Below are 25358 nucleotides of genomic sequence, written 5' to 3'. Positions count from 1 at the left end.
TATTTTCACTATAGCTTAGCCTTTATAATCATTCGGTAGTTTTTCCCATCTCTGCTTTAAAAGATGAGCTGCCATCTTGGGCTGTCTGTCTCTGGTAAAGGCACCCTTTTTGTTACCATTTACTCTTAGTATTCCCTCTACAGTCTGGAAATCGGCAAAGTTCCACATCTGTTCTCCGACTATAGAATCACAGTTATCAAATACTTTATGCTGCAGTTCTAAATATTCATTCTGATATTCTTCTGACCACTGGACTGAAGGTAGTTTATGAATACCTGCCTTAGTATCTGCACCATATTCGGTCATCACAATCGGCTTTCCTTCTTTTTCCCAGCCGGCAAGTTCCTCTTCGAAATTCTTCTGAGAATATCTTAACTCTGCTCCTCCCATTAAGTACCAGCCATAATAGCGGTTAAGGGAAATTACATCTGCAAATTGAGCTGCATTACATTTGCCGTATTGTGCTGTCATTAAATTAGTAAAGGTAAGTGGTCTTGCCTGAGGATCAAGGTCTCTGGCATAGGAGAAAATTTCTTCAAAATACTCCTCGGCTCTCTCCTGAGCACTGTCCGGTTCATTGGCCAGACACCACATGACAACAGAAGCATGGTTTTTATCTCGCTTCATTAAACGCCTAATCTCTCTTTTGTGGTTTTCCTTAGTCTGCTCGTGGACAATTTCTTTATCAAAGAAATCAGATTCTTCACCGGTTCCAGCTGCCAGGAAGTTCATATTCATATCGAAAAGTCCTACAGCTGGAGTCTCGTCAATTACTACTACTCCGCGGCGGTCACACATCCGATAAAATTCTTCATCATAAGGGTAGTGAGAAGTACGAACTGAATTAGCTCCAATCCAGTCTAAAAGCTCAGCATCTCTGATCATTACTGATGGATCAAAGCCACGGCCATTGATCTCACTATCCTGATGTTTACCAAAACCTTTAAAGTAGAAAGGCTCATCATTGATTAAAAAGCGATTTCCTTTTACCTCAACTCTTCTAATTCCTACTGGGAGTGGATAATTATCAACCAGCTCACCTGCACTTAAAAGGCTTACTTCCAGATTATATAAATATCCTTCTCCAGGCTGCCAGAGTTTTACATTTTCAACTTCCAGTTTACCCTCTGCACCGGAATTTTGAGCAACTACTTTTCCGTCAAGATCCTTTAATTCAACTTTTATTTCAGAATGGGAACTGCTTTCAATTTCATATTCTACAAAACCAGTTTCACCTTCAAAATCAGTAACTGTTGTTATATCATAAATATAGTCTTTTGGCAGAATTTGAAGTTTAACTGCAGAATGAATTCCAGCGTAATTAAAGAAATCAAAGTAAGGAAATAGTCTTTTTTTGCCGTCATCATATTCTTTTACCTGACCTGTAGGAATGGTTGTTAAATCCAATTCATTATTGACAACTACAACCAGGGTGTTTTTAGCTCCAAAGTCAGCAGCTTCATTGATGACTGCTCCAAAAGGCATATAACCTCCTTCGTGTTCAGCAATTTTTTCGCCATTCAGCCAGACTTCAGCTCGGTGGGTTGCACTGCCAAAGCGGAGATTAACATTTTTCTGCTGCCATTCTTCTGCCAGATAAAATTCTGTCTGATACCAGACATCACCTACATGTTCTCTAATATCTTTATCTGTAAATAAATCATTATAGCTTGAAGGCACTGGAACTTCACTAAAATCAGTTAAACCATTCTGCCAGCCCTCTTCTCTACCTTTTCCATCAAAATCGACTTTAAACTTCCAAATCCCTGATAAATCAACAACCTGACGAGTTGGTGATTCTGCAGGATATAAAAATTGTGATTCCATTGATTATCACTCCATTTATTTTTTAATTTCAAATCGTTTATACTATCAGAGCTCCTCTAATAATCTTTTAGAGAAGCCCTATTTGAATATCTCCTTATTACCCTATTTATTAACTTTAGGCCGGTGAACTAACCGACTTTTTTTCCTCAATCTCATCCTGAATCTCTGCCATTTTTTCTGCATCAAGTGGATAAAATTTCATAGCAATTAAGGAAGCCACATGACCAATTAAAGGCAGACCAAAAACAATAAATAAAATTGCAATTTCCAGACTCTGACTAACTGGAGAGTTAGGTGGAATTTTTTGACCACCATAGCCGGCTAAAGCTATACTGAAACCAATAATTACAGTTCCTAAAGATGAAATCATTTTATCAACAAATGAGAAAATAGTACCGATAAACCCGGACATGAATCTACCTGAACGGCAGGATTCATAATCAGTACAGTCTGCAATCATTGGAATAACAATATTTCCAGCCAGCTGACTTACAGAATACTGAGCTCCTAAAACTACTAATAAGATTAAAACTCCTGTTGTTAACTCACCTTCTGCCAGCATTGGAGTAATTACCAGTAAAACTACAATTAAAGCTGTTCCCATCCAGGTCAGTTTGACAAATGCATTTTTAAGTCCCACTTTCTCTGCATATTTAACTCCAAGATAAGTTACTAAAATAGCTGGAGCCATAACCCAGACTGAAAAAGTTCCCTGCAGAGCGGTATTATATAAAATATTGGAGAAGAAATATACAAATCCAGCTCGGCGGGCGGTTAAAGCAAGCTTATCAGTTGATGCTGCTACAATTAACATCTGTAAGGGTCTATTATTTTTAAGAACCTCCCAGGCATCTTTAAATTTAATTTCTACCGCATTTTCTGCCAGGCCAAAATATTCTGTTCTATCTTTAGACCAGATACCGATAATTGCTAAAACTGTCATTACAAAAGAAGCAGCCATAAAGATAACTGAAACTGTGGACCATAAAGCAGGATCATTAACATTTTGAGCATATTTGGGTGCCATATAAGTCATGATAAACCAGGTAGCACCTGCAAAAAGTAGGGTATTATAAATTGCATCGAAAAAAGTAAATAGTGGTCTCTGAGCCGGGTCATTTGTCAGTGCAGCCTGTGCCCCTTTAGTACAGGAAGTCTGAAAAGTATAACCAATGATTGCCAAACCATATAATAAAGCTGTGACAATGTATTTAGTCTGTGCTGACCATTCCGGTGGAACATTAAACAGTGCTATAATCATAACTACTAAAATAATATTACCAGCTAACATAAAGGGACGATACTTACCAAATTTAGTATCAGTCTTATCAAGTATAAAGCCAATAACTGGATCGGTAAAACCATCAAACATTCTCATCGCAGTTGCTATTCCACCAACAATTGCTGCCGAAAGCCCAAGAACATTCTGAGTAAAAAATGCATAATACATTATTAGTACAAAAGCTGTGTTGGTTGCAGTATTATTTAGAGCGAAAAAAGCAATCTGCCATTTTTCTGCGTTGTGATACTTCCCTTTTTCTTTGAGCTTCTTCCTTTTCTGTTTAATCTCTTTTTGATCTGGTTTGTTTAACATTAATAAGTCCTCCTAATTTTTAAAATGAATTTAGTTCGGCCCTTCCGGATTGAGCTGAACTACAAAAATAAATTTCTTATCGGACTTATGTTAGATTTAACTAACTCTTATAATTATTACTATATTAATAGTATAAAATAATTTGAATTTTATTTCGTCTCGATTCCTTTGGATTTATAGAATAAAATCACAGTCAAATCTAAAGAAATTGCTGAAACAAAAATAAAACCCAAAGAAAAGATAAAATATAGTGCCTTTTCTTTGGGTATGAAAATTAAAAAGTAAAATATTTTATTTTTTAATTAAATTTGGAATTGTTTTCTTAGCAGATAAAATTCAATCTCATGACTGTCCAATTCTGCTTCTATATTATATTCTCCATCTAAATCTAAAAATTTAATTTTTAGATCAGGAAAGGATTTATTTTTCAAATATTTAATTTCATGATTTGTTAGATCTGGCGGTGCTCCCATTTCCAACCACTGATCAAAAGCTGAACCAGAATCTCTATTTAAAAGATAGTGGCTTAACTTATATTTTCCCTTAAGTCCCAGCAATTCAAATTTAAATTTTAAGGGATCCTTATTCTTAAATACCTGATATCTATTATATTCATCAATTATACTGTAATCGCCATTACGATAACTCTGGTTTAAATAAGCATAATTATATAATAAAATTTGAACATCGTCTCCTTTACAGGTAATTATATGATTTTTTCCCTGATCAATAATTTCATCTCCCAGCTCTGAAAGTATAAGATAAGCATAATAACCGGATTTTTTAATTCCTTCTGTATTCATCAAACCTCTGCCGCCGAAAAAAGGTAATTCGTTAATCGGCCATTCTGATATCAAATCTGATAGGTTTAAATAGCCCAACCCATCTAAATAATCCTGAAGTTTTAAAGCATTATCAATTATAAAATCAGCCAGAAAGGCAGTATCATGTATCAACTCTTTTGCGTTCCAGCTGACATTCCAGCGAGTTGCAATTAATTCTGCTTCCGGATAATATTCTTCCAGTAAATTATTTATTTTCTGAGATATCTTAATTGAATAATCCTTTTCTTTGAATTTGAACTTAATATTTTCCAGGGTACTTTCCTTATAAAAATGACTTAAATCTACATCTTCTTCGATAATCGGGACTGAGTTATGATAAAGATTAATATTATAAAAATCTACAGCAATATCGTTCAGCTCAGTGTATTCCATGAATTTTTGAGAAATAAAATTTTCATCAAAAAAAGTTTCAGAAGCCGGGCCAACTTTAAGTGAGTTAGAAATCTCCTTAATCTTTCTGGCGGTTTGAGCATAAAATTCAAAATACTCCGCCTCTGTTCCTGCCCAGTGAAATCCCCGATGTGGAAATTCTGTCCAGACCTGAAAATACCACTCTTTTATTTCTTCAATTCCATATCTGTTAATTAAATGAATGATAAAAGCATCAATCAAATCAAGCCAGGCATTAATATCTTCTGGAGGAGAAAAGTTAGCCTGATAATAAAATATTGTCTTATCCTTGCTGGCCAGCAATTCTGGCATAAAACTTAAAGTAATAAAAGGTTTGAAATTATTTTCTAAGATAAAATCAAATATATTATCTACCAGTTTCCAGTTATAATGAATATTTTTTAGACTATCACCCTTACAAACTTCCAGGTCATCATTAAAGATGCCTTCAAAACGCAAATACTCAAATCCTATTTCCTGCTGCAGTTCTTTAATCTGTTTTCGAAGATTGGAATCTAAGATACTCTGGGCAGTTCCGGCATTAATCAATTTTTGCCAGACCGGCTTAAGTAATTTATTTTCACCTTTTGAGTCTACAATTACTTCCCTTTTTAATTCTTTTTTCCTTTTCTTCTTCTGATTTTGATAAGTATTAATTATATTTTCCAGATAAGCAGTAAAATAACTAAGATCACCAAATTCATTAATTAACTTTTCCTTTTTTAGTTCTGGGTAATTATTCTTTAATTCAACTGGACTCTGCTTAAACTGCTGATTAAAAACCCGATAAAAACTCTTTATATTTTTAAAACCTGATTCCAGTGCAATTTGACTAATATTTTTATTTGTATACAAAAGCTCAGCCAAAATTTTCTCCAGCCGCAGCCGATCCAGGTAACTTTTAAAATTAACTCCTGTTAAACTCTTAAACTTCTCTGATAAATAAGAACTATTATAATGAAACTCCTCTGCTATTTCTTTTAAGGTTAAATTTTCTGCAAATTGTGTTTCCAGTTTTTCAATTACTTTAATCACTATATTGCCTTTCTGTTTATTATAAAAATCATCCTGGCGCTGATTATAAACACAGTAATTCTTATTTAATTCTATCAGTAATTTGTCTAGCCTGGTTTTTATTTTTTCTGCCAGCTGATAGTCCAATCTAAAATAAACTTTAGCCACTATGGCTGCCAAATATTTAAATTCATTAAAATTAGAATCAGTATTCAAGTTATATATTTTCTTATCAAAATCAAAAGAAAAATTATTTAAATAATTATACTTGAAATCAAAAACAAGAAACTTACAATCCTCAGATTTCTTTAGGAGCCTAAAAGGATTATAACTATTTATTATCTGCATTTCTCCTGCTTCTAAGCTAATTTCATTGGCTGATTCTGTATTTAAATTACTATTTTCATAAGTTATTCTTCCTTCTAAAATCCAGATTAACTTAAAACTGCGATTAAATTTCTTTTTTTGATTTAGAGAATTCAACGAAATATTTAGTGGCAGTCCAAATTTGAAATCTACATTTTCACAAATCATAGTTATAACTCCTCAAATGTTTTATTGAATGATATCAATCTCGATATCATTATACCATCTGAAGATAAAAATGTATAAAAACAATGTAACTACCGTTTACGCTTCCAGATTTTGGTTTCATAAACGGTAGGTGTAGGTGGATCTAAATAAGAACTTTTCTAATTTTAGCTGAAAATAATTCAGAAAATAATACTAATGATAAAATCATCATAAAAATTATAATTGCATCAGGCCATTTAAGCCCTAAAATAGCTTCATTTAACTGTAATCCGATTCCACCAGCCCCTACTAAACCAACAACTGTTGATTCGCGAATATTAATATCCCATCTATACACCGCTGTTCCTACAAATGAAGGAAAAACCTGAGGTACAACCGAATAAATTAAAGTTGAAAATTTAGAAGATCCAGTAGCTTTAACTGCTTCTACCTGTTTTTTATCAATTTCCTCTATACTCTCATAAAGCAATTTTGAGACAAATCCAACCGATCTCAAAGAAATAGCAATTATTCCTGCCAGCACTCCTGGTCCCAGAATTATCACCAATATTATCGCCCAGATCAAAGAACTTACTGAGCGGGAAGTTACAATTATCAGAAGAGCCAGCTGTCTTAAAAGTGAGTGGGGTGAAGTATTTTCTGCAGCCAAAAAAGCTACAAATAGTGAAAATAATACAGCAGCCAGTGTTCCCAGGGTGGCAATAGTTATTGTATCCCAGATTGGTCTTAAAAGATCTATAAAATAAGGCCAATTTGGAGGAAACATTCTCATTAGCAATTTTGACCCCTGTTCAGCCCCATCATAAACAAAGGGCCAGATAGTTCGAGCCGAGATAATATTCCAGCAGTAAATAAAAAGCCAGATACCGGCTGTCCAGAACAAAATTTCTTTTAAAATCCTGCGTGTGCCTTTTAACTGCCAGTCATAATCTTTTTTAGACATTATAAAACTCCTTTCTATTTAATAACCATTATTTTATCTTTGTTCTAATAAAAGAAGAAAACAATTCTCCCAGGAGTACAATCGCAATCATCACAATTAATATGGCAGAAGCAGAGTCAAATTCATAACGGTCAAAGGCTGCATTTAAAGTTGTACCAATTCCTCCTGCACCTACTACTCCAATTACAGCAGAAGCTCTAAAATTAATATCTAATCTATAAACTGACAGACCAATAAAACGGGGTAAAATCTGAGGTAAAATAGAATAAGTCATCAACTGCGGCCAGGAAGCCCCGGTAGCTTTAACAGCTTCCACCTGAGTCCAATCAATATCTTCAATTTCTTCTGCCAGTAATTTTGCCAGAAAGCCGATACTGCTGAAAGTTAAGGTTAAAACTCCTGCCATTGGACCAAAACCAATAACTACCACAAAAAAGATTGCAATAACTACTTCCTGAAAACTCCTTGAGATGACTATCACTGCTCGTGAAAAATAATAAATCGGTTTTGGAGATATATTCTCTGCTGCTCCAAAAGCAAATGGGATGGAAATAATTATACCAAATACAGTTGCCACATAAGTCATCGTCAGACTTTCTAAAATCCCATCGACAATCGAATCCCAGCGGGAGATAAAATCCGGTCTTAAAAAATCTCCAAAATATTTTTGACTCCTGCTTAAACCAAGTAAAATTCTCTGAGGATCAACTCTTAGAGAAATAAAAGTAAAAATTAAATAAGCTAGAACAAGTAAATAAATTATTTTTCGTTTATTTTTATTCTTAATTAGATGAGGACGCTGCCAGCTGTAATTTCCGCTGCTCTCTGTCAGCAAGGTCATTACCTCCTTCAGATGTTAAATTTTCTTGATCTTTATTCTTAAAGTTATTCCAGTCCTCTTCTCCATAAATTGTGGTTAAAGTATCTTTATTTAAATCTGCTGGACTGCCGTCAAAAACAATCTTTCCTTTTCTCATTCCAATAATTCTACTTACGTACTCTCTTGCTAAAAGTACATCGTGAATATTTATTAAAGCAGCAAGTTCCCTTTCCCGGGCCATTTCCGTAATTAAACGCATAATCTGACGAGCTGTTTTGGGATCAAGGCTGGCTGTTGGCTCATCAACTAAAAGTAGATCTGGATTCTGCATCAGGGCCCTTGCAATTCCAACCCGCTGTCTCTGTCCCCCTGATAGATGGTCTGATCGTTTATAAACATGATCTTTTAAACCCAGCCTATCCAAAATCTGATAAGCCTGATTAATGTCTTTTTGGGGGAATTTGCGCAGCCAGGCTCTCCAGAAAGATAAATATCCCAGTCTACCTGAGAGAACATTTTCCATAACAGTTAATCTTTCAACCAGGGCATATTCCTGAAAAATCATACCCATTTTTCTTCTGGCATTTTTTAATTCTTTTTTATTAAGATTATTAATATTCTGATCTTGTAAAATTATTTCTCCTGCTGTTGACTCAACCAGACGGTTAATGCAGCGAATTAAAGTAGACTTTCCTGCTCCTGATGGACCGATCACTGCTGCAATTTCACCTTTTTTTAATTCAATATTGACTCCCTGAAGAGCTAAATCTCCCCCAGGGTATTCTTTATGCAAATTATTAATTTTAAGCATTTAACTTCACCTCTCTATATAGGTACCGGGTACCTGGATATTTTTTCCAGGTACCCGGTACTATTCTTAAAAGCAAAAGCGGCTCTTTTAACCGCTTCTGCCACCCCAGCATTATTAAGACAATCTATTTCAATTTAAAGTCAGTAATTTCTACTTATATTCAACTCCATTAGCTTTGTCAATTTTCCTAATAACTTCCCAGTATGTTTTATAATCAATTGGAATAAATTTATCATCTTCAAATTCTGCTGCTAAACTTGTTCCTGCCCAGTCAAAAGTAAAGAAAGCCTTTTTTATTTTCTGAGCCAGTCCAGGATGCAGATTATTTACATAAGAGTAAGCAGTTGTCGGGAAAGTTTGAGACTTATAAATTGTTTTAATCTTTGACATATCAATTACCCCACTGTCAGCCATTCTGTGCATTACAGAATTGGCAATAGCAGCAGCTTCGTAGTCACCATTATAAACACCCATAATCGAGTTATCATGACGGCCGCTAAATGTTGTCTGATAGTCTTCACCAGCTTCATAATCCATTTCGGATTTTAAAATTGCAGATGGAGCTTTGAAACCAGAGTTAGATGTTTGAGATACAAAAGCAACTGTTTTACCCTTTAAGTCTTCTAAACCTTCAAGTTTGCTATCCTGTTGAGTTATAATTTCCATTTCATAACCAAAACTTCCGTCTTCAGCTGCCATCATTGCAAAAGGTTTAACTCCTGCAGTATTTACTGCATAAGGAACACTACCAGTATTAATACCCGCAATATGAATTCTTCCTGCTCTTAAAGCTTCCAACTGAGCGGCATAGTTTTCAACTGCATAAAACATAACTTCTTTACCAGTCACTTCAGCCAGATGATCTAAAAAGTCTGACCAGGCCTTCTTATAGACTGAAGGCTCTTCGACAGGTGTATAGGAAAAAATCAGTGTATCAGGATTAATCCACTTTGATTCATCTGCAGGTAGGTCAGCAACTAAATCACCATCATAGTCCACAAATTCTTCTCCCAGGTCACCAAAGTTCATTTCGGCTGCCATCACAAATCCACTGAAAAGAAAAACTGAAAAAATTAGTACTGTCACAACTACTCCATATTTTTTCATTAATTATTACCTCCAAGTGATTTTTGTTTTCCTCTTGCAATTAATATAATGACACATCAAAGTTACGAGAGTATTTCTGAATTGTTAAAAAATTGTAACTAATTGTTAAGAGAACGTTAAGTGTTTTGTGAATTATTTCTTCTGTACCTGGTACCTAACGTTGGTACCTAACATTTTTTCATTTTAAAGAAGGTATTTATTACTTAACCACGAATTATTATTAATATAGCTTAATTTATTGAGCTATTTTTATATGAAATCTGTTTTTAAATAAAAACATAAAATTTTTTATTGAAACTTAGAAATTAAAATTATTACTGGAGGGAAGTATATGAAGGGAACAGTCGTTTCAACCTGGCTAAAAACTCTTACCAAAACTTATGGAGAAGAAGTAGTCAGCAGTGCAAAAAAGAAGGCAGGATTTAAAGAAGATTTAATCATCACACCAATGACAACAATTGAAGATCAAAAAACAAAGGATTTAATGAAATATGTAGGCCAGGAGGTAGGTAAAAAACCTGGAGAAATCTGGCATGATATGGGGAGGAAAAATATTGAAACTTTTTCAAACTGGTTTCCCTCGTATTTCAGCAATCGTACTTTAAAAAACTTTTTAATGCTGATGGATACAGTACATCTGCAGTTAACAGAAATGATTCCAGGAGCCAATCCCCCACGCCTGCGGGCCAAAGAATTAAATGATCATCAAATAGAAATGACTTATAAGTCTGAAAGAGGAATGTACGATTACTTTTTAGGGCTTTTAGAGGGTAGTTCTTCTTTTTTTAAAACTCCAATTGAAGTTGAAGAAATTGACAGAGGAACATTAGATGATGGTAGAGATTACTTAACCATTCATATTAGCTTTGAAAAATCGTTTAGAAATGAAAAAAAATACATATTCTCCAAAATTATAGGACTGGGCATATTCAAAAGTATTCCTGCTAAGATGGGGCTTACTGCTTTTGTTTTAAGCTTTGCCTTAACATCTCTACCTCAGTTTTCAGCCGGTTGGACAATTAATCTGGGTGCAGCTGCCGGACTGGGTATTGTATTAGCTTTAATCAGCAGACTTTTAATGTCTCCAGTTAAGGCAATTGATAATGAGTTAAGTAAAATAGAAGCACTTAATTTAGATGATGAAAATAGACTTAAAACTGCTGATGATTTTGAAAGACTGTTTAATAAACTACGTCAGATAAAAGCCAAATTGAGAGAGGACATCCTTTTCTTAAAAGGTGGAACTGATGATATGCACAACTTCACTAAAGATTTTGTTGAGCTGGCAGAGGATATGGGAGAAGTTTCTGACAGTATTTCAACCGTTGTAGATGAAGTTGCTCAGGGAGCTCAGGCTCAGGCCCAGGAAACTGAGGAATCAGCTTATATCGTCAATCAGAATGTAGAAGAAATTGAAAAACTGGTTGAAGCCGGACAGGACAGTCGTGAAAACTTAGAAAATGCGGTTTCAAATATTCGCTCATCTACTCAGGCAGTTGTGGATGTTAATCAGAGAATCAGTGGAGTTAGGGAAGCATTTGCCAATGTCAATCAGTTAGGAAAACAGCTTTCGGAAAAAATAGAGACCATCATGGAAATTGTAGATACAGTTGAAGATATTGCAGGTCAGACTAATCTACTTTCACTCAATGCTTCAATTGAAGCAGCCCGCTCTTCTGATAATGGTCGTGGTTTTACAGTAGTTGCAGAAGAAGTAAGAGAACTGGCGGAAGAATCTCAGCAGGCAGTAGAAACAATCAGAAAAAATCTGGGAGAGTTTACCGAACATGTTGAAACTCTTAGCTCCAGTATTAGTGAGCAGTTTACCAATCTTGAGGCAAGCAATCAGGCTCTAGAGGAAGTTGCTGAATCAAGTAATAGTGCCACCAATGATATTGAATCTGCTACTGACCAGGTTGTAGATATCGTCAGCAGCTTAAATACTGAGACCAAGAAAATTAGAGAAGTCATTGAAAACTTCAATAATCTGGCCGCAATTGCTCAGGAAAATTCAGCTTCCAGTGAAGAAATGAGTGCCAGTGTTAATAATTACTCTGAAAAGATTAAAGAAATGACAGGTTACATTGAGCAGATGGAAGACTTAACAGAAAACTTCCGCAAAAACCTTAAAGGTTACAATGTCTAAAAAAATATGATAGAATTAAATAAAAATAAATATGATAAGTAAAACAAATAAAAACCGCTCCCGGGATCTGCAGGCCTTATCCAGCCTCTAATCTTTAAGAGCGGTTTTATTTTATTCTTCCAAATTATCTTTTATTACCTGTTCCCAGGCGTGCATATTATCGAGAAGCCAGGCAGCTGAGTCTTTTTCTCCCTGCTGATTGCTGAATTCAACTTTTAATAGTTCTCTATTTTTACTCTTCCCCAGAAAAGAATTAACCCTCTCAACTTTTTCAATATTATCTAAAGGAATAACTATGTTCTTTTTGGGGACCCATTTTAAAAAATGAAGTTCATCAGGAGTCAATAACAGGGAACCATTACCCCGCAGCTGTGTTCTACCTTCTGATTTCTGACCAAAAAAATTAACCTCTTTGCTAAAGTAAATTATTCTATCTTTGTGGTAATTTGCAAATAGTTCTTCTGCCCTTTTTCTTTTAACAGCAGAAATTGTTCTGCTGATAATAAAATACAGGACAGCTAAGAGAACAGGGATTAATAAAATAAAGGTTTTCTGGTTGAAAAACTGCATAATAAACCTCCCTAAAGAGCTGATATAAATTTAATAAAAAAATGATTTTTAAATTTTTTGAATAACCCTCTTAATTAGAATTTTTTATTTCTTTTTTAACTGTATTTACTAGACTCCCTATCCCTTCAATTTCGATAGTAATTTGGTCCCCATCTTTTAAAAATACTTGATCCTCTCTTGCAAATCCAACTCCTTCTGGAGTTCCTGTCAAAATAACTGTTCCAGGCAGCAGAGTCATATTATGAGATAAATAACTAATCAGCTGCTCTATCTTAAAAATCATATCCGATGTCCTGGACTGCTGCATAATTTCTTCATTTAAAATAGATTTAATCTCTAAATCTCCAGCATCCAATTCAGTTTCAATCCACGGTCCAAGCGGGCAAAAAGTGTCAAATGATTTTCCTCTGGCCCACTGTTCATCTAATTTTTTCTGACAGTCCCGGGCGCTGACGTCATTGGCACAGCTATAGCCTAAAATATATTCATCAACCTCTACAGTTTCAATATTTTTAGCTTCTTTAGCGATAATAACGGCCAGTTCTGCTTCGTAATCAACCTCATCTGGAGCCAGTTTTGGTAAGGTTATCTCTGAATTTGGATCCGTTATACTGCTGGTAGCTTTCAAAAAAATCACCGGTCGCTCTGGTATTTCTGCCCCGGTTTCGACTGCATGCTGTCTGTAATTTAAACCGATAGCTATTATATTGGGCGGCACAATCGGTGCTAAAAGTTTAACCTCTTCCAGATCTGCTGTCTTTTTACCTCTGGAAAAATCAGAAAAAATATCTCCTACCAATTCGAATACCCTGTCATCTTCTAAAATACCTCTTTTAATCTCGTTATTCATTTGATATCTAATAATTTTCATCTACTGCTCACCTGCTTATTATATTTTTATAAATAAATACTTTCAATAATTTCTCTCAGCTCAGCAGCCAGTTCTCTGCTGCCGGCTATAAAAAGTGGTTCATCCTCTAACTCTGTCTGATAAACTTCTCCTCCTGCTTCCTTAACCAGTAATTCTCCTGCTGCATAATCCCATTCTTTAAGCTTAAACTCCCAGAAAGCATCAATCCGTCCTCCAGCCACAGCTACAAGATCAAAAGCAGCACTGCCGGAGCGCCTGATACCCCTTATCTCTTTTAAAATTTTATTAAAAGGAGCCAGATTATCAATTTTAGAATCTTTTTTATCATAGGGAAAACCTGTGGCAACCAGGGCAGAATTCAAGGCCGTTTTTTGAGATATATTAATTACTGTTCCTGATTTATAGGCACCTTTTCCCTTGATGGCGGAATAGATTTCATCTAATTCTGGGATATAAATAACCCCCATTACAACTTCAGATTCATATTTCAAGGCGATGGAAACACAATAAATTGGATATGAACTGGCATAATTATTGGTTCCATCCAGGGGATCAATAACCCAGGTATATTTACTATTTTTATCAGAGTAATCAGATTCTTCTCCCATAATATTATGTTCTGGATAATACTTTTCTATTTTTGCTCTAATCATATCTTCACTTAATAAATCAATTTCAGTTACAAGATCAGTCAATGTACTTTTAGTATCAATTTTAAAGCTTTCCTTTTTCAATTTTTCTTTCTGCATTTTCCCAACATTTAAAGCCCATTCTTTTGTCAGAACTGCTGCATCTACTAAACTTATCAAATTAAAAACACCTCCACTTATAAATTCTATTTAATATAATTTTATCAGATAAATTTTCTGATTACAATTTACAAATCATTTGATAGTGAGGAATATCGTCTTCTAAATAGCGATCTGAAACTACTTTAAATCCCAATTTCTGATAAAAGTTAAGTATATATTCCTGGGCAGAAATCCTGACTGCCTCTGAGTCAAAATTATTTTTTATAAAATCAACAGCAGCCTCCATCATTTTAAAACCCAAACCTTCTCGCCTGTATTCTTTTTTAACCAGCACCCTGCCAATAGAAGCTTCCTGATATGATATTCCGGGTGGAATGATTCTTAAATAAGCTGCAATCTTGTTTTGATCCAGATAAAATAAGTGAAAAGAATCCTGGTCCTTATTATCACATTCCTGATAGGGACAGTTTTGTTCCACCACAAAAACATTAATTCTGGCCTCAATAATCTTATATAATTCCTGTTTATTCAGTTCGGAAAAGCTTCTTATATTTAATTCCATAATCTACTCCTTTGTTAGATAAATCTCTTTAAGATATATTATTTACTAAAATATTTTTCAACATCAACACTTTTTTTGGCTCTGGAAAAATAATACCCCTGATAATAATTACAGCTATTTTTGATTAAAAATTCTAATTCTGCTTTAGTCTCTACACCTTCGGCTACTACCTCCAGATCTAAATTTCTGCCCATCATAATTATTGTCTTTACTATATTTAAATTGCTGCGGTTATGAACAAAAGATTTATCAATTTTTAATTTATCCAGAGCAAAACGATTTAAATATTCTAGAGAGGAATATCCCGTACCAAAATCATCAATAGAAATCCTGACACCTAACTTCTTAAGACTGTTTAAAATTTCTATAGTATATTCTATATCTTTAATTACTGTTCTCTCAGTTATCTCAAGCTCCAAATACTCTGAATCAAGCTGATGTTTTTTGAGTAATTTATCAATTTTCGAGACAAAATCATCCTCCTGAAACTGCTGAGGTGCAATATTAACAGCAGTGATTAAATTATCATAGCCTTTTTTATGCCAGATTTTGAGCTGACGTAGTGCTTCATTTAAGACCCAGTCTCCCAGTCTTAAAATCATTCCACTTTCCTCAGCCAGTGGTATAAATTCTGCCGGAGATATTCTCCCTTTTTCTGGATGCTGCCAGCGAATTAAGGCTTCTACTCCTATAACTTTATTTGTCTTAGTTTCAAGTTGGGGCTGATAGTGAAGTTCAAACTCTTCCTTTACTAAAGCCTTTCTTAACTGACTTTCTAAATTTAACCTACCCGAAAGTTGTCCCATCATTTCTTGATCAAAAAACTTAATATTATTTTTATCATCAACAAAATGCAGAGCCAGCCTAGATTTTCTGATTAATTCTGAACATCTTTCCCGGTCTTCATTGACGGCAATTCCGAGTTTCAATTTTAAATAAATTAGATTATTATTAACTTCGTAAGGTTCAGAGAGATTATTCAAAATTTCACCAGCATATTTTTTAATTTCTTCTCTGTCTTTTTCAGAGGCAAAGTAAAACACAAACTCTTCACTTTTACGGGCAATTGTCATTTCTTCAGATAAATTTTTGCCCAGCCGCTGATAAAGTTCCCGCAGGATTTCATTGCCTTTCTGATAACCATAATTACTGTTAATTAAAGTCATGTTGTCTGTAATCAGGGTAAATAAATAAATTTGTTTATCGTTTTCTATATTTTCCTTTAAACTTTCAGAAAGATTATTTTCCAGGAAATTTAAATTAGGGAGTCCAGTCAGTGGATCATTATAGGTTAGTTTTTTAATCCTTTTTAGCATTTGATTAAAGCCGGCTGAGAGACTGCCAAATTCATCTTTACTATTAATATTAAGTTGAAAATTAAGCTGTCCTTTTTCAACTCTTTTAAATGCTGAAACAATCTGTTTTAAATTTGAATTTATGTATTTTGAGATATCAAATATGATTAAAAATATAATTAAAATAATAATAGCAAAGGTAATTAAAAGAAGATATATAGTCTCATCTCTAATATCATTAATTTTAGCCAGAAGCCTATCTACAGTGCTGTAATAGCTGCTCTGATAACCGCCAGAACCTACAAACATATCAGTACCTTCAATTTTCTGGACATAACTATATTTAGTTTCCAGCATACCATTACGGGGATTATGATAAAGATAGCTCAGTCGACCACCCCCATCTTTTTGAATAATACTAATCATATTTTTTATTATCGAAACACCATTGATTTCTAAATTAAACCTATTTTTCCCTTCTAGAGCCTGTGTTGGTGGTAAAGAAACAGTATTACCCTCTAAATCATAGATATAAAAATAAACATCTTCAATATATATATCATCATTTAGTTCTGCCAGCAATGTTCTCATCTCTGATTCCGTTACTTCCTCACCGCTATCACTTTTTTCTTCAAGTCTTAAATGATAAAACTCAGATAAAATTTCTGCTCTGCTTTTAACAAGAGTCTCATATTTATCATATACTTTTTCTAATAATTCTTTTTCAATTAGCTTCTGATTTTCAGCCGCAAGATCTCCAAACTGAAAAACAATAATTGCCAGCAAAAAAATCATAGCTAAAATAAAGCTAAGCCCAATACCAAGTAATATTTTGTTTTGGATAGTTAAATCTTTTAGTATTTTCATTATTATCTCCTATTTATATATCCATTCGTTTATTTGAGAATTTTTATACGAATTAACTGATTTAATTATAACAGAAATAATTACTTATATCCATTGACAGGTTAGATTACTAAAACTTTCTACAAGTAAATAAGGGCTAAACTCCAATTTAATTTAAAATATTATATTTTTTATATATAAAAAACAGCCGCAGGGGCTGTTTAATAAACTTAATCATTTTTTTGATTTGAGTTTTCCTTGTTTTTCTCTTTAATTGCCTCTGACATCGTCTTTTTTAGTGTTTCCATCATATCTTCTTCACTATCAACACCCATAACTATAATATCCGGGCTGCCTCCAAAAAAATGATCGAAAATCTCAAATATTAAAATTCCAGCTAATAAAGCAGCAATTCCTAATTCTATTCCAAAATTTGTATATATCAGAGTAAAAGCCAGGGCCGAAAGAAAACCAATAATATATGACAGTTGATTTCTGTGCTGAGTAATAAACATTGAGAGAAGATCTTTTAAAACTGCTAATTTTTTCTTGATAATATCACTTCTCCTTTAAAAGTTTTTCCTTAGAGTACCTATATAATATCAATCTTAATTTTAATTGTCAAAATTAGAACCGAAATACTTCATACTGGTTTTCTTTAACTCTTCTGTTGAATATAAAACTTGATAATCTTCAATCTCATATTTTTCGACCAGCTGTTCAATCTTTGTTTCCAGTTCATCTTTATTTTTACCGTGCATCATCGCATAAAAATTATAGGGCCAATTTTGATAAGTCCTGCGCTGATAACAATGGCTTACTGTTTCCAGCTCCGAAATTTCTTTTCCCACTTCTTCAATTTTCTGTTTACTAAAATGACAGACAAACATTCCATTTGCCTGATAACCTGAATCCCTGTGGTGTAAAATAGCAGAAATCCTTTTTAAAATTTTTCTTTCTTTAAGTTTCTGCAGTCTTGTTAACAGTTCAGCTCGATCAATATTTAAATCCTCAGCTATTTTCTGATAGGGATTTAAGATCAAAGGTATCTCAGTTTCTAAAGCCTTAATGATCCTTTTATCAAGCTGATCTACAATTTCCCCAAATTCTTTATCGGAAATATTATTGATGGTCATCACCGGCTTCCTCTTCCATTTTAAAAAATACATTTAACTTAAAAAATTTTTCTTTTGGCAGTTGATAAAGTTCTTTTACTCCTGGTAAAGCTTTAATTTGTGCCAGAAAATTCTCTCGCTCAAGCTCACTGGCAGTTGAGAGGGTAAACCAGAGATTTAATTGATGATCTCTGCGGTAATTATGAGTTACACCTGAGTGCTGATTGATAATTTCAGCTACCTGATAAAAGTTTTCTTCCTCCACTTCTAAGGCTATAAGAGTACTTTTATAACCCAATCTTGAAGATCTAAAAACTCCTCCCAGTCGACGAATATAACCTTCTTTTTTAAGTTTTTTAATCCGCTGCAGCAGTTTCTCTGCTTCTATTCCCAGTTCTGCTGCCATTTTTTGAAAAGGTGAAGCTTCTAATTCTAAACCCATCTGCAGTCTATCTAGAATTTTCTTATCAATTTTTTCCATAAAAACAGCTCCTAAATAAAATAAGCTCAGCTTATGATTTTCTAAACTGAGCTTAATAATTATCAATTAAAGTATTTTAAACTAATTTATAATTTATGCTTTATTAGAGAAGATATCATTATAATAATCATTTTCTATCTCTCTTTTGTGAGCAAGAGATGGGTTTAGATTTTCAATAAATACTTCCAGCCATTTCGAATAAAGCTGGTGCATTATCCCCGGCTCAACATCGGTCTGCTGCCAGAATTCCTGATGCAGCCGACTCTGATGTTTCCAGATTATCTTTTTATCTTCTTTAACAGCTCCTGATAAGCGATCACAGGGCATTCTTTCTACAAAATGCTCATTTATAATTTCAAAAGCATCATCTAAATTAAACTCATCTACATTATCTCGTATTTTAGCCTTTTCTGCAAGTTCTTCTGCCTGTTCAGCATAAATATTTAAAAGTAAATCTTGATCATCATATTTATCAATTAAAGCTGCTGCAGCAGCTGCTTCTCTGCTCTGAGCATTACTAATTGCAGTTTCTAACCAGGGATGGATGTTACTGCCAGCAATTAATTCTGCCAGCGGCTTATCTTCCTTCAATTCTCCATACTGATCGCGGTAGGAAGAAATTAGATTATTAACCTCTTCTGGGGAATACTTGTCAGCAAACTGCTCAACAATTTTCGCTTCTCTTTTTTCTACTATCTGAATCTGATTATATAACCACATGTGGACTGGACCTAAAAATGCACTCATTATCAAAACTCCTTTTTTATTACTTGATTTATTAATATACTTGATTATTCTTCTCAAGTAATTATAGCATCTTTAAAAAGGAGTTTATATGATATGTATCACAGAACTACAGACCAGTGTTTTCTATTGAGCAGAAGGGATCTGCTTTCATGTAGTCACCGCTGTAATAATAAGCTCTGGCTCTACATCCTCTACAGCTGCTGCCATATCTGCAGCTGCCGCATTTTCCTTCCCAGTCTAGAGTTCTCATTTCATTTAAAATTTCATTATTTTCCCAGATAGATTTAAAGCTTTCTTCTTTAACATTTCCAACTTTAAGATCAAGATAGGCACAGGACTGAACATCTCCAACAGGATTGACAATACAGTAGCTTACTCCTGCCAGACAGCCGTTTCTAAAACGGGAGTTAATATCAAGCTGGTCAGCTGTGGCAATAAATTGCGGAGCACAGACAGGCTTAACTTCAATCTCTACCTCTTCCGATTTTCTCATAATTCTCTCTATAGCCAGCTGATATTCTTTTTTCGAAATCGCACTCTCTTCTATATAAGCTGCTCTTCCTGTGGGGACCATAAAGAAAATATGAGCTGCTTTGGCTCCAATTTGAGCTGAATAATCTATTACAGATTCTAACTCACCCAGATTCCAATCCATAACAGTCATGTGAGTCTGAAAAGGAATACCTACTTTTTTAAGTTCTCCAAATGCGTTTTCCACCCGTGCAAAAAGCCCTTCTTCTCCCCGGAATTGATTATGTTTTGCAGCATCGACACTATCTAAACTTATACCGGCTGCCAGAACACCGGCCTCTTTTAATTTATGAGCAGTCTCAGCATCAATCAAACCTCCACCTGTTCCCAGCACCGGCCTCAGTCCAATCTCTGAGGCATAGGCCATTAACTCAAAAATATCATTCCTCAAGAGTGGTTCACCACCAGAAAAAACCATTAAGTGAAAATTGGCAGCTTTTATCTGATCCAGCATTCTTTTGGCTTCAGCAGTATTTAATTCTTCCCCCATATCACTCCCTGCATCACGATAGCAGTGGGGACAGCTTAAATGACATTGATTTGTAGAATTCCAGGATATGATATTCATCTATAAATTACCTCCAGTTTCCTGCTCGTTTAAATAACAGCCGGGGTCTGCTCCCCATAAATCTCCCGCTGCATAAGCACGAGCTCTCAGATTACCATTGCAGATTTCTAAAAATCTGCAGTCCGCACAGCGCCCCTTAAGATATTTTTTTCTATTTCTCATCTTATTTAAAAATTCATTCTGCTGATCCTTCCAGATTTCAGAAAAACTATTCTCTCTAATATTACCAAGTGTTCTAAAACGGCTGAATTGGTCTACAAAAACATCCCCTTTATGATCAATATTGGCAATAGCACTGCCGCTGCGGTTACCTCCACTTTTTAAAAGCTGGCTGTAGATATATTCAGCCTGCTCCGGATCATTTTCCTCTGTTTTTAAATATAGATAGGCTCCATCAGCATGATTATCAACTGTTAATATTTCTCTGGGCTCTCCCTGGTCAATAAAATACTGAGCCCAGTTAATAATTTTATCAACTGTCATCTTTTTATCCTGATCACTTAATTCAGCTTCTTTAATATTTTCTCCTCGACCTGAGTAAACCAGATGATAAAAACAAATGCGTGGAATTTTTTCTGCTTCAATCAGCTGAAAAAGCTCATCAATTTGCTGATAATTTTCCTGATTTATGGTAAAACGAAGTCCTACTTTCTGCCCATATTTCTGACAGTTTTGGATACCCTCTAAAGCAGCATTGAAAGCTCCTTTTTTACCGCGGAATTGATCATTAACTGCTTCCAGGCCATCAAGGCTGATCCCGATATAGCTGACTCCGAGTGATTTGAATTCCTGAACCATTTTTTCTGTCAGCAGAGTTCCATTTGTAGAAATCACAACTCGTAAATTTCTGCTTTTTGCCTTCTTAATCAATTTAAATAAATCAGGACGCAAAAGCGGTTCTCCACCTGATAATAATAAGACCGGAACTTTAAAATCAGCCAGCTGATCAATTAAAGCAAAGGCCTCTTTAGTATTTAAAGTTTCGTCTTTTTTAGCTGCAGTAGAATTTGAATAGCAGTGTTTGCAGTTTAAATTACACTGAGAATTAATATTCCAGGCAGCAACAGGCCCCAGACCAGGCCGGGTACCAATTGGAGACTTGCTGCAGTCTTTATCATAACGCAGCTGATCTCCATAAGTATTAAATTCTGTTAACATCTTAGTTATATTAAACATATTTCACCTCTAAATTAGTATCTTCATAATTATTACTACTTATATATATTAAGGATAAAAGAAGCATTCCCTCTAATTTTAGAAAAAATGGCTCAGAATTAATATAATTTTTACCTGGTACCATTTACTTAATTGATATACTATAGCTGCAGCTGTGCATGTTATCAGGATTTAACTTAATTATTCCTTCTTTTTCTTCTATTTTACCGCTGCTATCAACAGAATCTGCAATTCCCTGCCAGGGTTCAATACAGATAAAAGGAGCCTCAGCCGATTGAGACCAGATTCCTAAATAGGGAAATTTATTAAATTCAACCTGAACTTCCCGCTTTGAGTTGCGGCTTTTTAAAGTTACTTTTTCTGATTTTAGATCCTTAAATACCAGAGCATCATCTTTAAAAATATCCGGCTGCAGTTCTAAAATGTTAGAATCACTAAGTATTTTTTCCTTCTCGTGATTTAACAGCCCGGACTCCAGTAAATATTTATTAACATTTTCTTCTTTTTCAAATTCTAAATAATAATCTTCCTTTTTTTCGTCGTCTTCCAGCGGCCAGTAAAAAGCGGGATGGGCTCCTATAGAAAAAAACATATCTTTTTGATCCTGATTAATAACTTGATAAGTAATTAGAAGAGAATTTGCTTGAATAGTATATTTAATCTCCAGTCTAAATTGAAATGGATATTTTTCTAATGTTTCTTTATTTTCTTCTAAAGTATAAGTTAAATAATTTTTTCCCTGGTCTACTAATTCAAACTCATTATCTCTGGCAAAACCATGCTGAGTCATTTTATATTTCTGTCCGTTGTATTGATATTCATCATTTTTTAAACGACCAACAATCGGAAATAAAACAGGTGCTCTTCTACCCCAGAATTTAGAATCACCGTGCCATAGATAATTTTTATCATCTTTTTTTAAAATTAATTTCTGCAGCTGTGCTCCCTGAGTATCTACTTCAATTTCAATTTCTTCATTTTCAAGCTTAGAAATCATAAATTATCCCTCCCTCTCTCACAAACGTTACGTCAAATCTAATATCAGTATATTAAAATTATATTATATCAATAGTAATTTGCAAGCTAATACATAAAATTTATCTATAATTTTAGGAATATAAGTTAATTATCAAGATTTTCTTCCAATCAGGCAGGAATTTTAACTTCTATGAGGAACTATATATAATAGCTAAAACGATTTCGAATAACTGATTTATTTTTCTGGCAAAACAATTTATAATTTTATAAGCAATTTTTAAAACTCAACTATTAATAGTATTTTTTTGAAAGGAGAATGAAAATTGAAATTTGGACATTTTGATGACAAAAACAAGGAATATGTAATTGAAAGACCTGACACTCCCTATCCCTGGATTAACTACCTGGGATCTGAAGAATTTTTTGGCTTAATTTCTAATACTGCTGGAGGTTACAGTTTTTATAAAGATGCCAGCAAACGCCGTCTAACTCGCTACCGCTATAATAATGTACCTACAGATGCTGGAGGCCGCTATTATTATATCTATGAAAACGATAACTATTTCTCACCCGGCTGGGCTCCCCAAAAATCTGAACTGGATAGTTATGAATGCAGACATGGAATGGGATATACTGTTATTAAATCTGAAAAGAATGATTTAAAAACTGAAATGAAATTTTTTGTGCCTCAGGGAGATAACACTGAACTGCATCAGATTAAAATTAAAAACCTAAATCAAAAGAAAAGAAAGCTTAAACTCTTTTCATTTTTAGAGTTCTGCCTCTATGATGCCGAGGATGACATGACAAATTTCCAGCGTAATTTTAATACAGGAGAAGTTGAAGTAGAAGGCTCAACAATCTATCATAAAACAGAATATAGAGAAAGAAGAAATCACTACACTTTCTTTACAGTTAATCAAAAAATTAGTGGTTTTGATACAGACCGGGAAAGTTTTTTAGGTTTATATAACAGTTTTGCTGAACCACAGGTTTTAGAGGCTGGAGAATCAAGTAATTCTATTGCCCACGGCTGGTCTCCAATCGCTTCTCACTCTTTAGAAATCGAACTGGAAGCAGGAGAAGAAAAAGAATTTATTTTTCAACTGGGTTATATAGAAAATAAAGATGAGGAAAAATGGGAAGACAAAAGTAAAGGGATCATCAATAAAGAAAAAGCAAAAAAATTAATGAAAAAATATAATACTTCTGAAAAAGTTGATCAGGCTTTTGTTCAATTAAAACAACACTGGGATAAACTGCTCTCTTCTTTTTCACTTGAACATCCGGACTCCAGATTAGAAAGAATGGTTAATACCTGGAATCAGTATCAGAATATGGTTACCTATAACTTAGCCCGTTCTGCCTCTTATTTTGAATCAGGTATCAGCCGGGGTATAGGATTTAGAGACTCCAATCAGGACCTCCTGGGTTCAGCTCATTTAATACCGGGGCGAGTTAAACAGAGAATCAAAGATCTGGCTGTAACTCAATTTGAAGACGGCAGTGCTTTTCATCAGTATCAACCGTTAACCAAAAAAGGAAATGACAAAATAGGCAGCGGTTTTAATGATGATCCCCTCTGGTTAATTTTTGCCGTTGCTGCATATATTAAAGAAACCGGAGATTATTCGATATTGGAAGAAGAAGTTCCATTTAACAGTGGTAAAAAAGCCACAATTTTTGACCATCTGGAGTCCTCATTTATGCATGTGGTTAATAATTTAGGTCCCCATGATCTACCTCTAATCGGTCATGCCGACTGGAATGACTGTCTAAATTTAAGTGCCTTTTCGGAAAAGCCCGGAGAATCATTCCAGACAGTAAGTAATAAAGATGATAGTCCGGCTGAATCAGTAATGATTGCAGGTATGTTTTTAACTGCCGGTCCTGATTTTGTACAGCTAGCTAAAAAAGCAGGTAAAAACGAATTAGCTAAAAAAGCAGAATCAGAGTTAGAAAAAATGAAAGAAGCCGTTAATCAAGCTGGTCGTGATGATGCCTGGTTTTTAAGAGCTTACGATTATTATGGAGATAAAGTTGGAGCAAAAGGTAATGAATATGCAGAAATCTTTATTGAACCCCAGGGATTCTGTATTATGGGTGGTATTGGGCTTGAAGATGGATTTGCCGAAAAAACTTTAAACTCAGTTAACAAAAGATTGAATTCTGAACATGGATTAATGATTTTAGACCCTACAATTAAAGAATATCAGATAAATCTGGGTGAAGTTAGTTCCTATCCTCCCGGCTATAAAGAGAATGGTGCTATCTTCTGTCACAATAATCCATGGGTTATGATTGCCGAAACAATTGTTGGTAATGGAGACCGGGCTTTTGAGTATTACAGTAAAATTGCACCTGCTTATCGTGAAAAAATAAGTGAGCTGCACCGCACTGAACCTTATGTTTATTCTCAAATGATTGCAGGTCAGGATGCGGCCAGTTTTGGTGAAGCTAAAAATTCCTGGTTAACCGGTACAGCTGCCTGGAACTTTGTTGCTATAACCCAGTGGATACTCGGAATTAGACCTGAATTTGAAGGTTTAAAAATTGATCCCTGTATTCCCGAAGAATGGGATGGTTTTAAGGTGCTAAGAAAATTCAGAGGCTGTGAATTTGAGATTGAAGTTAAAAACCCCGAGCATGTTAGCAAAGGAGTCAAAGAAATATTTGTTGATGGTGAGCAAATAGAAGATCAAACCTTAAGAGATTTCGATCAGAATAAAGCTAAAGTGAAAGTTATAATGGGATAAAATTAAATGGTTCTTCTCCGTTTCCGTTGGTGAAAAATAACTAAAAAGAAGAGCCTATGGCTATCATGATCCAGAGTAT

At 34.4% G+C, this 25358-nt stretch carries 21 protein-coding genes; 2 read left to right on the top strand and 19 right to left on the bottom strand.

Going from position 1 to position 25358, the window contains the following annotated elements; genetic code table 11:
* Window positions 1–15: 15 nt before the first annotated feature.
* The 7 genes from uidA to phnD form a co-directional block, all read right to left on the bottom strand.
* On the bottom strand, window positions 16–1827 hold the full coding sequence (gene uidA / locus DFR79_RS05140; protein WP_133514437.1) for a beta-glucuronidase: 1812 nt from the start codon (window positions 1825–1827) through the stop codon (window positions 16–18).
* Between the two features lie 115 nt (window positions 1828–1942).
* Window positions 1943–3421 (bottom strand): MFS transporter, encoded by a 1479-nt coding sequence (locus DFR79_RS05135; protein ID WP_133514436.1) that lies wholly within the window; start codon window positions 3419–3421, stop codon window positions 1943–1945.
* 302 nt (window positions 3422–3723) lie between these two features.
* Window positions 3724–6204: a GH39 family glycosyl hydrolase gene (locus DFR79_RS05130; RefSeq protein ID WP_133514435.1), complete on the bottom strand. Its 2481-nt coding sequence runs from the start codon at window positions 6202–6204 to the stop codon at window positions 3724–3726.
* Between the two features lie 142 nt (window positions 6205–6346).
* Window positions 6347–7147, bottom strand: coding sequence for a phosphonate ABC transporter, permease protein PhnE (gene phnE, locus DFR79_RS05125; protein WP_133514434.1), 801 nt, complete (start codon window positions 7145–7147; stop codon window positions 6347–6349).
* 28 nt (window positions 7148–7175) lie between these two features.
* Window positions 7176–7988, bottom strand: coding sequence for a phosphonate ABC transporter, permease protein PhnE (gene phnE / locus DFR79_RS05120; RefSeq protein WP_133514433.1), 813 nt, complete (start codon window positions 7986–7988; stop codon window positions 7176–7178).
* A complete protein-coding gene (gene phnC, locus DFR79_RS05115; protein WP_133514432.1) occupies window positions 7930–8778 on the bottom strand; it encodes a phosphonate ABC transporter ATP-binding protein in 849 nt (282 codons plus the stop codon). The genes phnE (DFR79_RS05120) and phnC overlap by 59 nt, the downstream gene beginning before the upstream one ends.
* Before the next feature lie 150 nt (window positions 8779–8928).
* The gene (gene phnD, locus DFR79_RS05110; protein ID WP_133514431.1) at window positions 8929–9885 is read right to left on the bottom strand and encodes a phosphate/phosphite/phosphonate ABC transporter substrate-binding protein; all 957 of its coding nucleotides are present in this window, start codon (window positions 9883–9885) and stop codon (window positions 8929–8931) included.
* Window positions 9886–10216: 331 nt separating this feature from the next.
* Here phnD and DFR79_RS05105 point away from each other — a divergent pair, with 331 nt between their 5' ends.
* The gene (locus tag DFR79_RS05105; RefSeq protein WP_133514430.1) at window positions 10217–12031 is read left to right on the top strand and encodes a heme NO-binding domain-containing protein; all 1815 of its coding nucleotides are present in this window, start codon (window positions 10217–10219) and stop codon (window positions 12029–12031) included.
* A 111-nt stretch (window positions 12032–12142) separates the two neighbouring features.
* Here DFR79_RS05105 and DFR79_RS05100 read toward each other — a convergent pair whose 3' ends face one another.
* From DFR79_RS05100 to DFR79_RS05045, 12 genes are all read right to left on the bottom strand, one after another.
* Window positions 12143–12601: a hypothetical protein gene (locus DFR79_RS05100; RefSeq protein ID WP_133514429.1), complete on the bottom strand. Its 459-nt coding sequence runs from the start codon at window positions 12599–12601 to the stop codon at window positions 12143–12145.
* A 70-nt stretch (window positions 12602–12671) separates the two neighbouring features.
* On the bottom strand, window positions 12672–13472 hold the full coding sequence (locus tag DFR79_RS05095) for a fumarylacetoacetate hydrolase family protein (RefSeq protein ID WP_133514428.1): 801 nt from the start codon (window positions 13470–13472) through the stop codon (window positions 12672–12674).
* A gap of 26 nt (window positions 13473–13498) precedes the next feature.
* Window positions 13499–14281, bottom strand: coding sequence for an inositol monophosphatase family protein (locus DFR79_RS05090; protein WP_133514427.1), 783 nt, complete (start codon window positions 14279–14281; stop codon window positions 13499–13501).
* Between the two features lie 61 nt (window positions 14282–14342).
* Window positions 14343–14786, bottom strand: a complete 444-nt coding sequence (locus DFR79_RS05085; RefSeq protein ID WP_133514426.1) for a GNAT family N-acetyltransferase — start codon at window positions 14784–14786, stop codon at window positions 14343–14345.
* A 38-nt stretch (window positions 14787–14824) separates the two neighbouring features.
* Window positions 14825–16948, bottom strand: coding sequence for an EAL domain-containing protein (locus DFR79_RS05080; protein ID WP_133514425.1), 2124 nt, complete (start codon window positions 16946–16948; stop codon window positions 14825–14827).
* Window positions 16949–17157: 209 nt separating this feature from the next.
* Complete coding sequence (locus DFR79_RS05075; protein ID WP_133514424.1) at window positions 17158–17442, bottom strand: hypothetical protein; 285 nt, start codon at window positions 17440–17442, stop codon at window positions 17158–17160.
* 99 nt (window positions 17443–17541) lie between these two features.
* Window positions 17542–18063, bottom strand: coding sequence for a siroheme decarboxylase subunit beta (gene ahbB / locus DFR79_RS05070; protein ID WP_133514423.1), 522 nt, complete (start codon window positions 18061–18063; stop codon window positions 17542–17544).
* Window positions 18050–18523, bottom strand: a complete 474-nt coding sequence (ahbA, locus tag DFR79_RS05065) for a siroheme decarboxylase subunit alpha (RefSeq protein WP_133514422.1) — start codon at window positions 18521–18523, stop codon at window positions 18050–18052. Before ahbA ends, ahbB begins: the two co-directional genes overlap by 14 nt.
* 93 nt (window positions 18524–18616) lie before the next feature.
* Entirely contained in the window at window positions 18617–19270 is a 654-nt protein-coding gene (locus tag DFR79_RS05060) for a hypothetical protein (protein WP_133514421.1), read from the bottom strand.
* Between the two features lie 106 nt (window positions 19271–19376).
* Window positions 19377–20369 carry a radical SAM/SPASM domain-containing protein gene (locus DFR79_RS05055; protein WP_133514420.1) on the bottom strand — a complete coding sequence of 331 codons (993 nt, stop codon included), beginning with the start codon at window positions 20367–20369 and terminating at the stop codon, window positions 19377–19379.
* Entirely contained in the window at window positions 20370–21545 is a 1176-nt protein-coding gene (locus DFR79_RS05050; RefSeq protein ID WP_133514419.1) for a radical SAM/SPASM domain-containing protein, read from the bottom strand.
* A gap of 124 nt (window positions 21546–21669) precedes the next feature.
* Window positions 21670–22542 (bottom strand): aldose 1-epimerase family protein, encoded by an 873-nt coding sequence (locus tag DFR79_RS05045; protein ID WP_133514418.1) that lies wholly within the window; start codon window positions 22540–22542, stop codon window positions 21670–21672.
* A gap of 304 nt (window positions 22543–22846) precedes the next feature.
* On the opposite strand from DFR79_RS05045, the gene DFR79_RS05040 reads away from it, so the two are divergent.
* Complete coding sequence (locus DFR79_RS05040) at window positions 22847–25279, top strand: GH36-type glycosyl hydrolase domain-containing protein (RefSeq protein ID WP_133514417.1); 2433 nt, start codon at window positions 22847–22849, stop codon at window positions 25277–25279.
* Window positions 25280–25358: the final 79 nt, after the last annotated feature.

The sequence above is a fragment of the Halanaerobium saccharolyticum genome (genome assembly GCF_004362045.1).
Lineage (GTDB): Bacteria > Bacillota > Halanaerobiia > Halanaerobiales > Halanaerobiaceae > Halanaerobium > Halanaerobium saccharolyticum_C.
This window is presented reverse-complemented; position numbering and strand designations above follow the sequence as displayed.

What these genes read in the sequence shown, in the direction of transcription:
- DFR79_RS05100 (WP_133514429.1), bottom strand. Translation starts at nt 12,601, where the DNA reads ATGCAGTTTTTCAACCAGAAAACCTTTATTTTATTAATCCCTGTTCTC.
- DFR79_RS05080 (WP_133514425.1), bottom strand. Translation starts at nt 16,948, where the DNA reads ATGAAAATACTAAAAGATTTAACTATCCAAAACAAAATATTACTTGGT.
- phnC (WP_133514432.1), bottom strand. Translation starts at nt 8,778, where the DNA reads ATGCTTAAAATTAATAATTTGCATAAAGAATACCCTGGGGGAGATTTA.
- DFR79_RS05130 (WP_133514435.1), bottom strand. Translation starts at nt 6,204, where the DNA reads ATGATTTGTGAAAATGTAGATTTCAAATTTGGACTGCCACTAAATATT.
- phnE (WP_133514434.1), bottom strand. Translation starts at nt 7,147, where the DNA reads ATGTCTAAAAAAGATTATGACTGGCAGTTAAAAGGCACACGCAGGATT.
- DFR79_RS05075 (WP_133514424.1), bottom strand. Translation starts at nt 17,442, where the DNA reads ATGTTTATTACTCAGCACAGAAATCAACTGTCATATATTATTGGTTTT.
- ahbA (WP_133514422.1), bottom strand. Translation starts at nt 18,523, where the DNA reads ATGGAAAAAATTGATAAGAAAATTCTAGATAGACTGCAGATGGGTTTA.
- DFR79_RS05135 (WP_133514436.1), bottom strand. Translation starts at nt 3,421, where the DNA reads ATGTTAAACAAACCAGATCAAAAAGAGATTAAACAGAAAAGGAAGAAG.
- ahbB (WP_133514423.1), bottom strand. Translation starts at nt 18,063, where the DNA reads ATGACCATCAATAATATTTCCGATAAAGAATTTGGGGAAATTGTAGAT.
- uidA (WP_133514437.1), bottom strand. Translation starts at nt 1,827, where the DNA reads ATGGAATCACAATTTTTATATCCTGCAGAATCACCAACTCGTCAGGTT.
- DFR79_RS05055 (WP_133514420.1), bottom strand. Translation starts at nt 20,369, where the DNA reads ATGAATATCATATCCTGGAATTCTACAAATCAATGTCATTTAAGCTGT.
- DFR79_RS05105 (WP_133514430.1), top strand. Translation starts at nt 10,217, where the DNA reads ATGAAGGGAACAGTCGTTTCAACCTGGCTAAAAACTCTTACCAAAACT.
- phnD (WP_133514431.1), bottom strand. Translation starts at nt 9,885, where the DNA reads ATGAAAAAATATGGAGTAGTTGTGACAGTACTAATTTTTTCAGTTTTT.
- phnE (WP_133514433.1), bottom strand. Translation starts at nt 7,988, where the DNA reads ATGACCTTGCTGACAGAGAGCAGCGGAAATTACAGCTGGCAGCGTCCT.
- DFR79_RS05050 (WP_133514419.1), bottom strand. Translation starts at nt 21,545, where the DNA reads ATGTTTAATATAACTAAGATGTTAACAGAATTTAATACTTATGGAGAT.
- DFR79_RS05085 (WP_133514426.1), bottom strand. Translation starts at nt 14,786, where the DNA reads ATGGAATTAAATATAAGAAGCTTTTCCGAACTGAATAAACAGGAATTA.
- DFR79_RS05060 (WP_133514421.1), bottom strand. Translation starts at nt 19,270, where the DNA reads ATGAGTGCATTTTTAGGTCCAGTCCACATGTGGTTATATAATCAGATT.
- DFR79_RS05095 (WP_133514428.1), bottom strand. Translation starts at nt 13,472, where the DNA reads ATGAAAATTATTAGATATCAAATGAATAACGAGATTAAAAGAGGTATT.
- DFR79_RS05045 (WP_133514418.1), bottom strand. Translation starts at nt 22,542, where the DNA reads ATGATTTCTAAGCTTGAAAATGAAGAAATTGAAATTGAAGTAGATACT.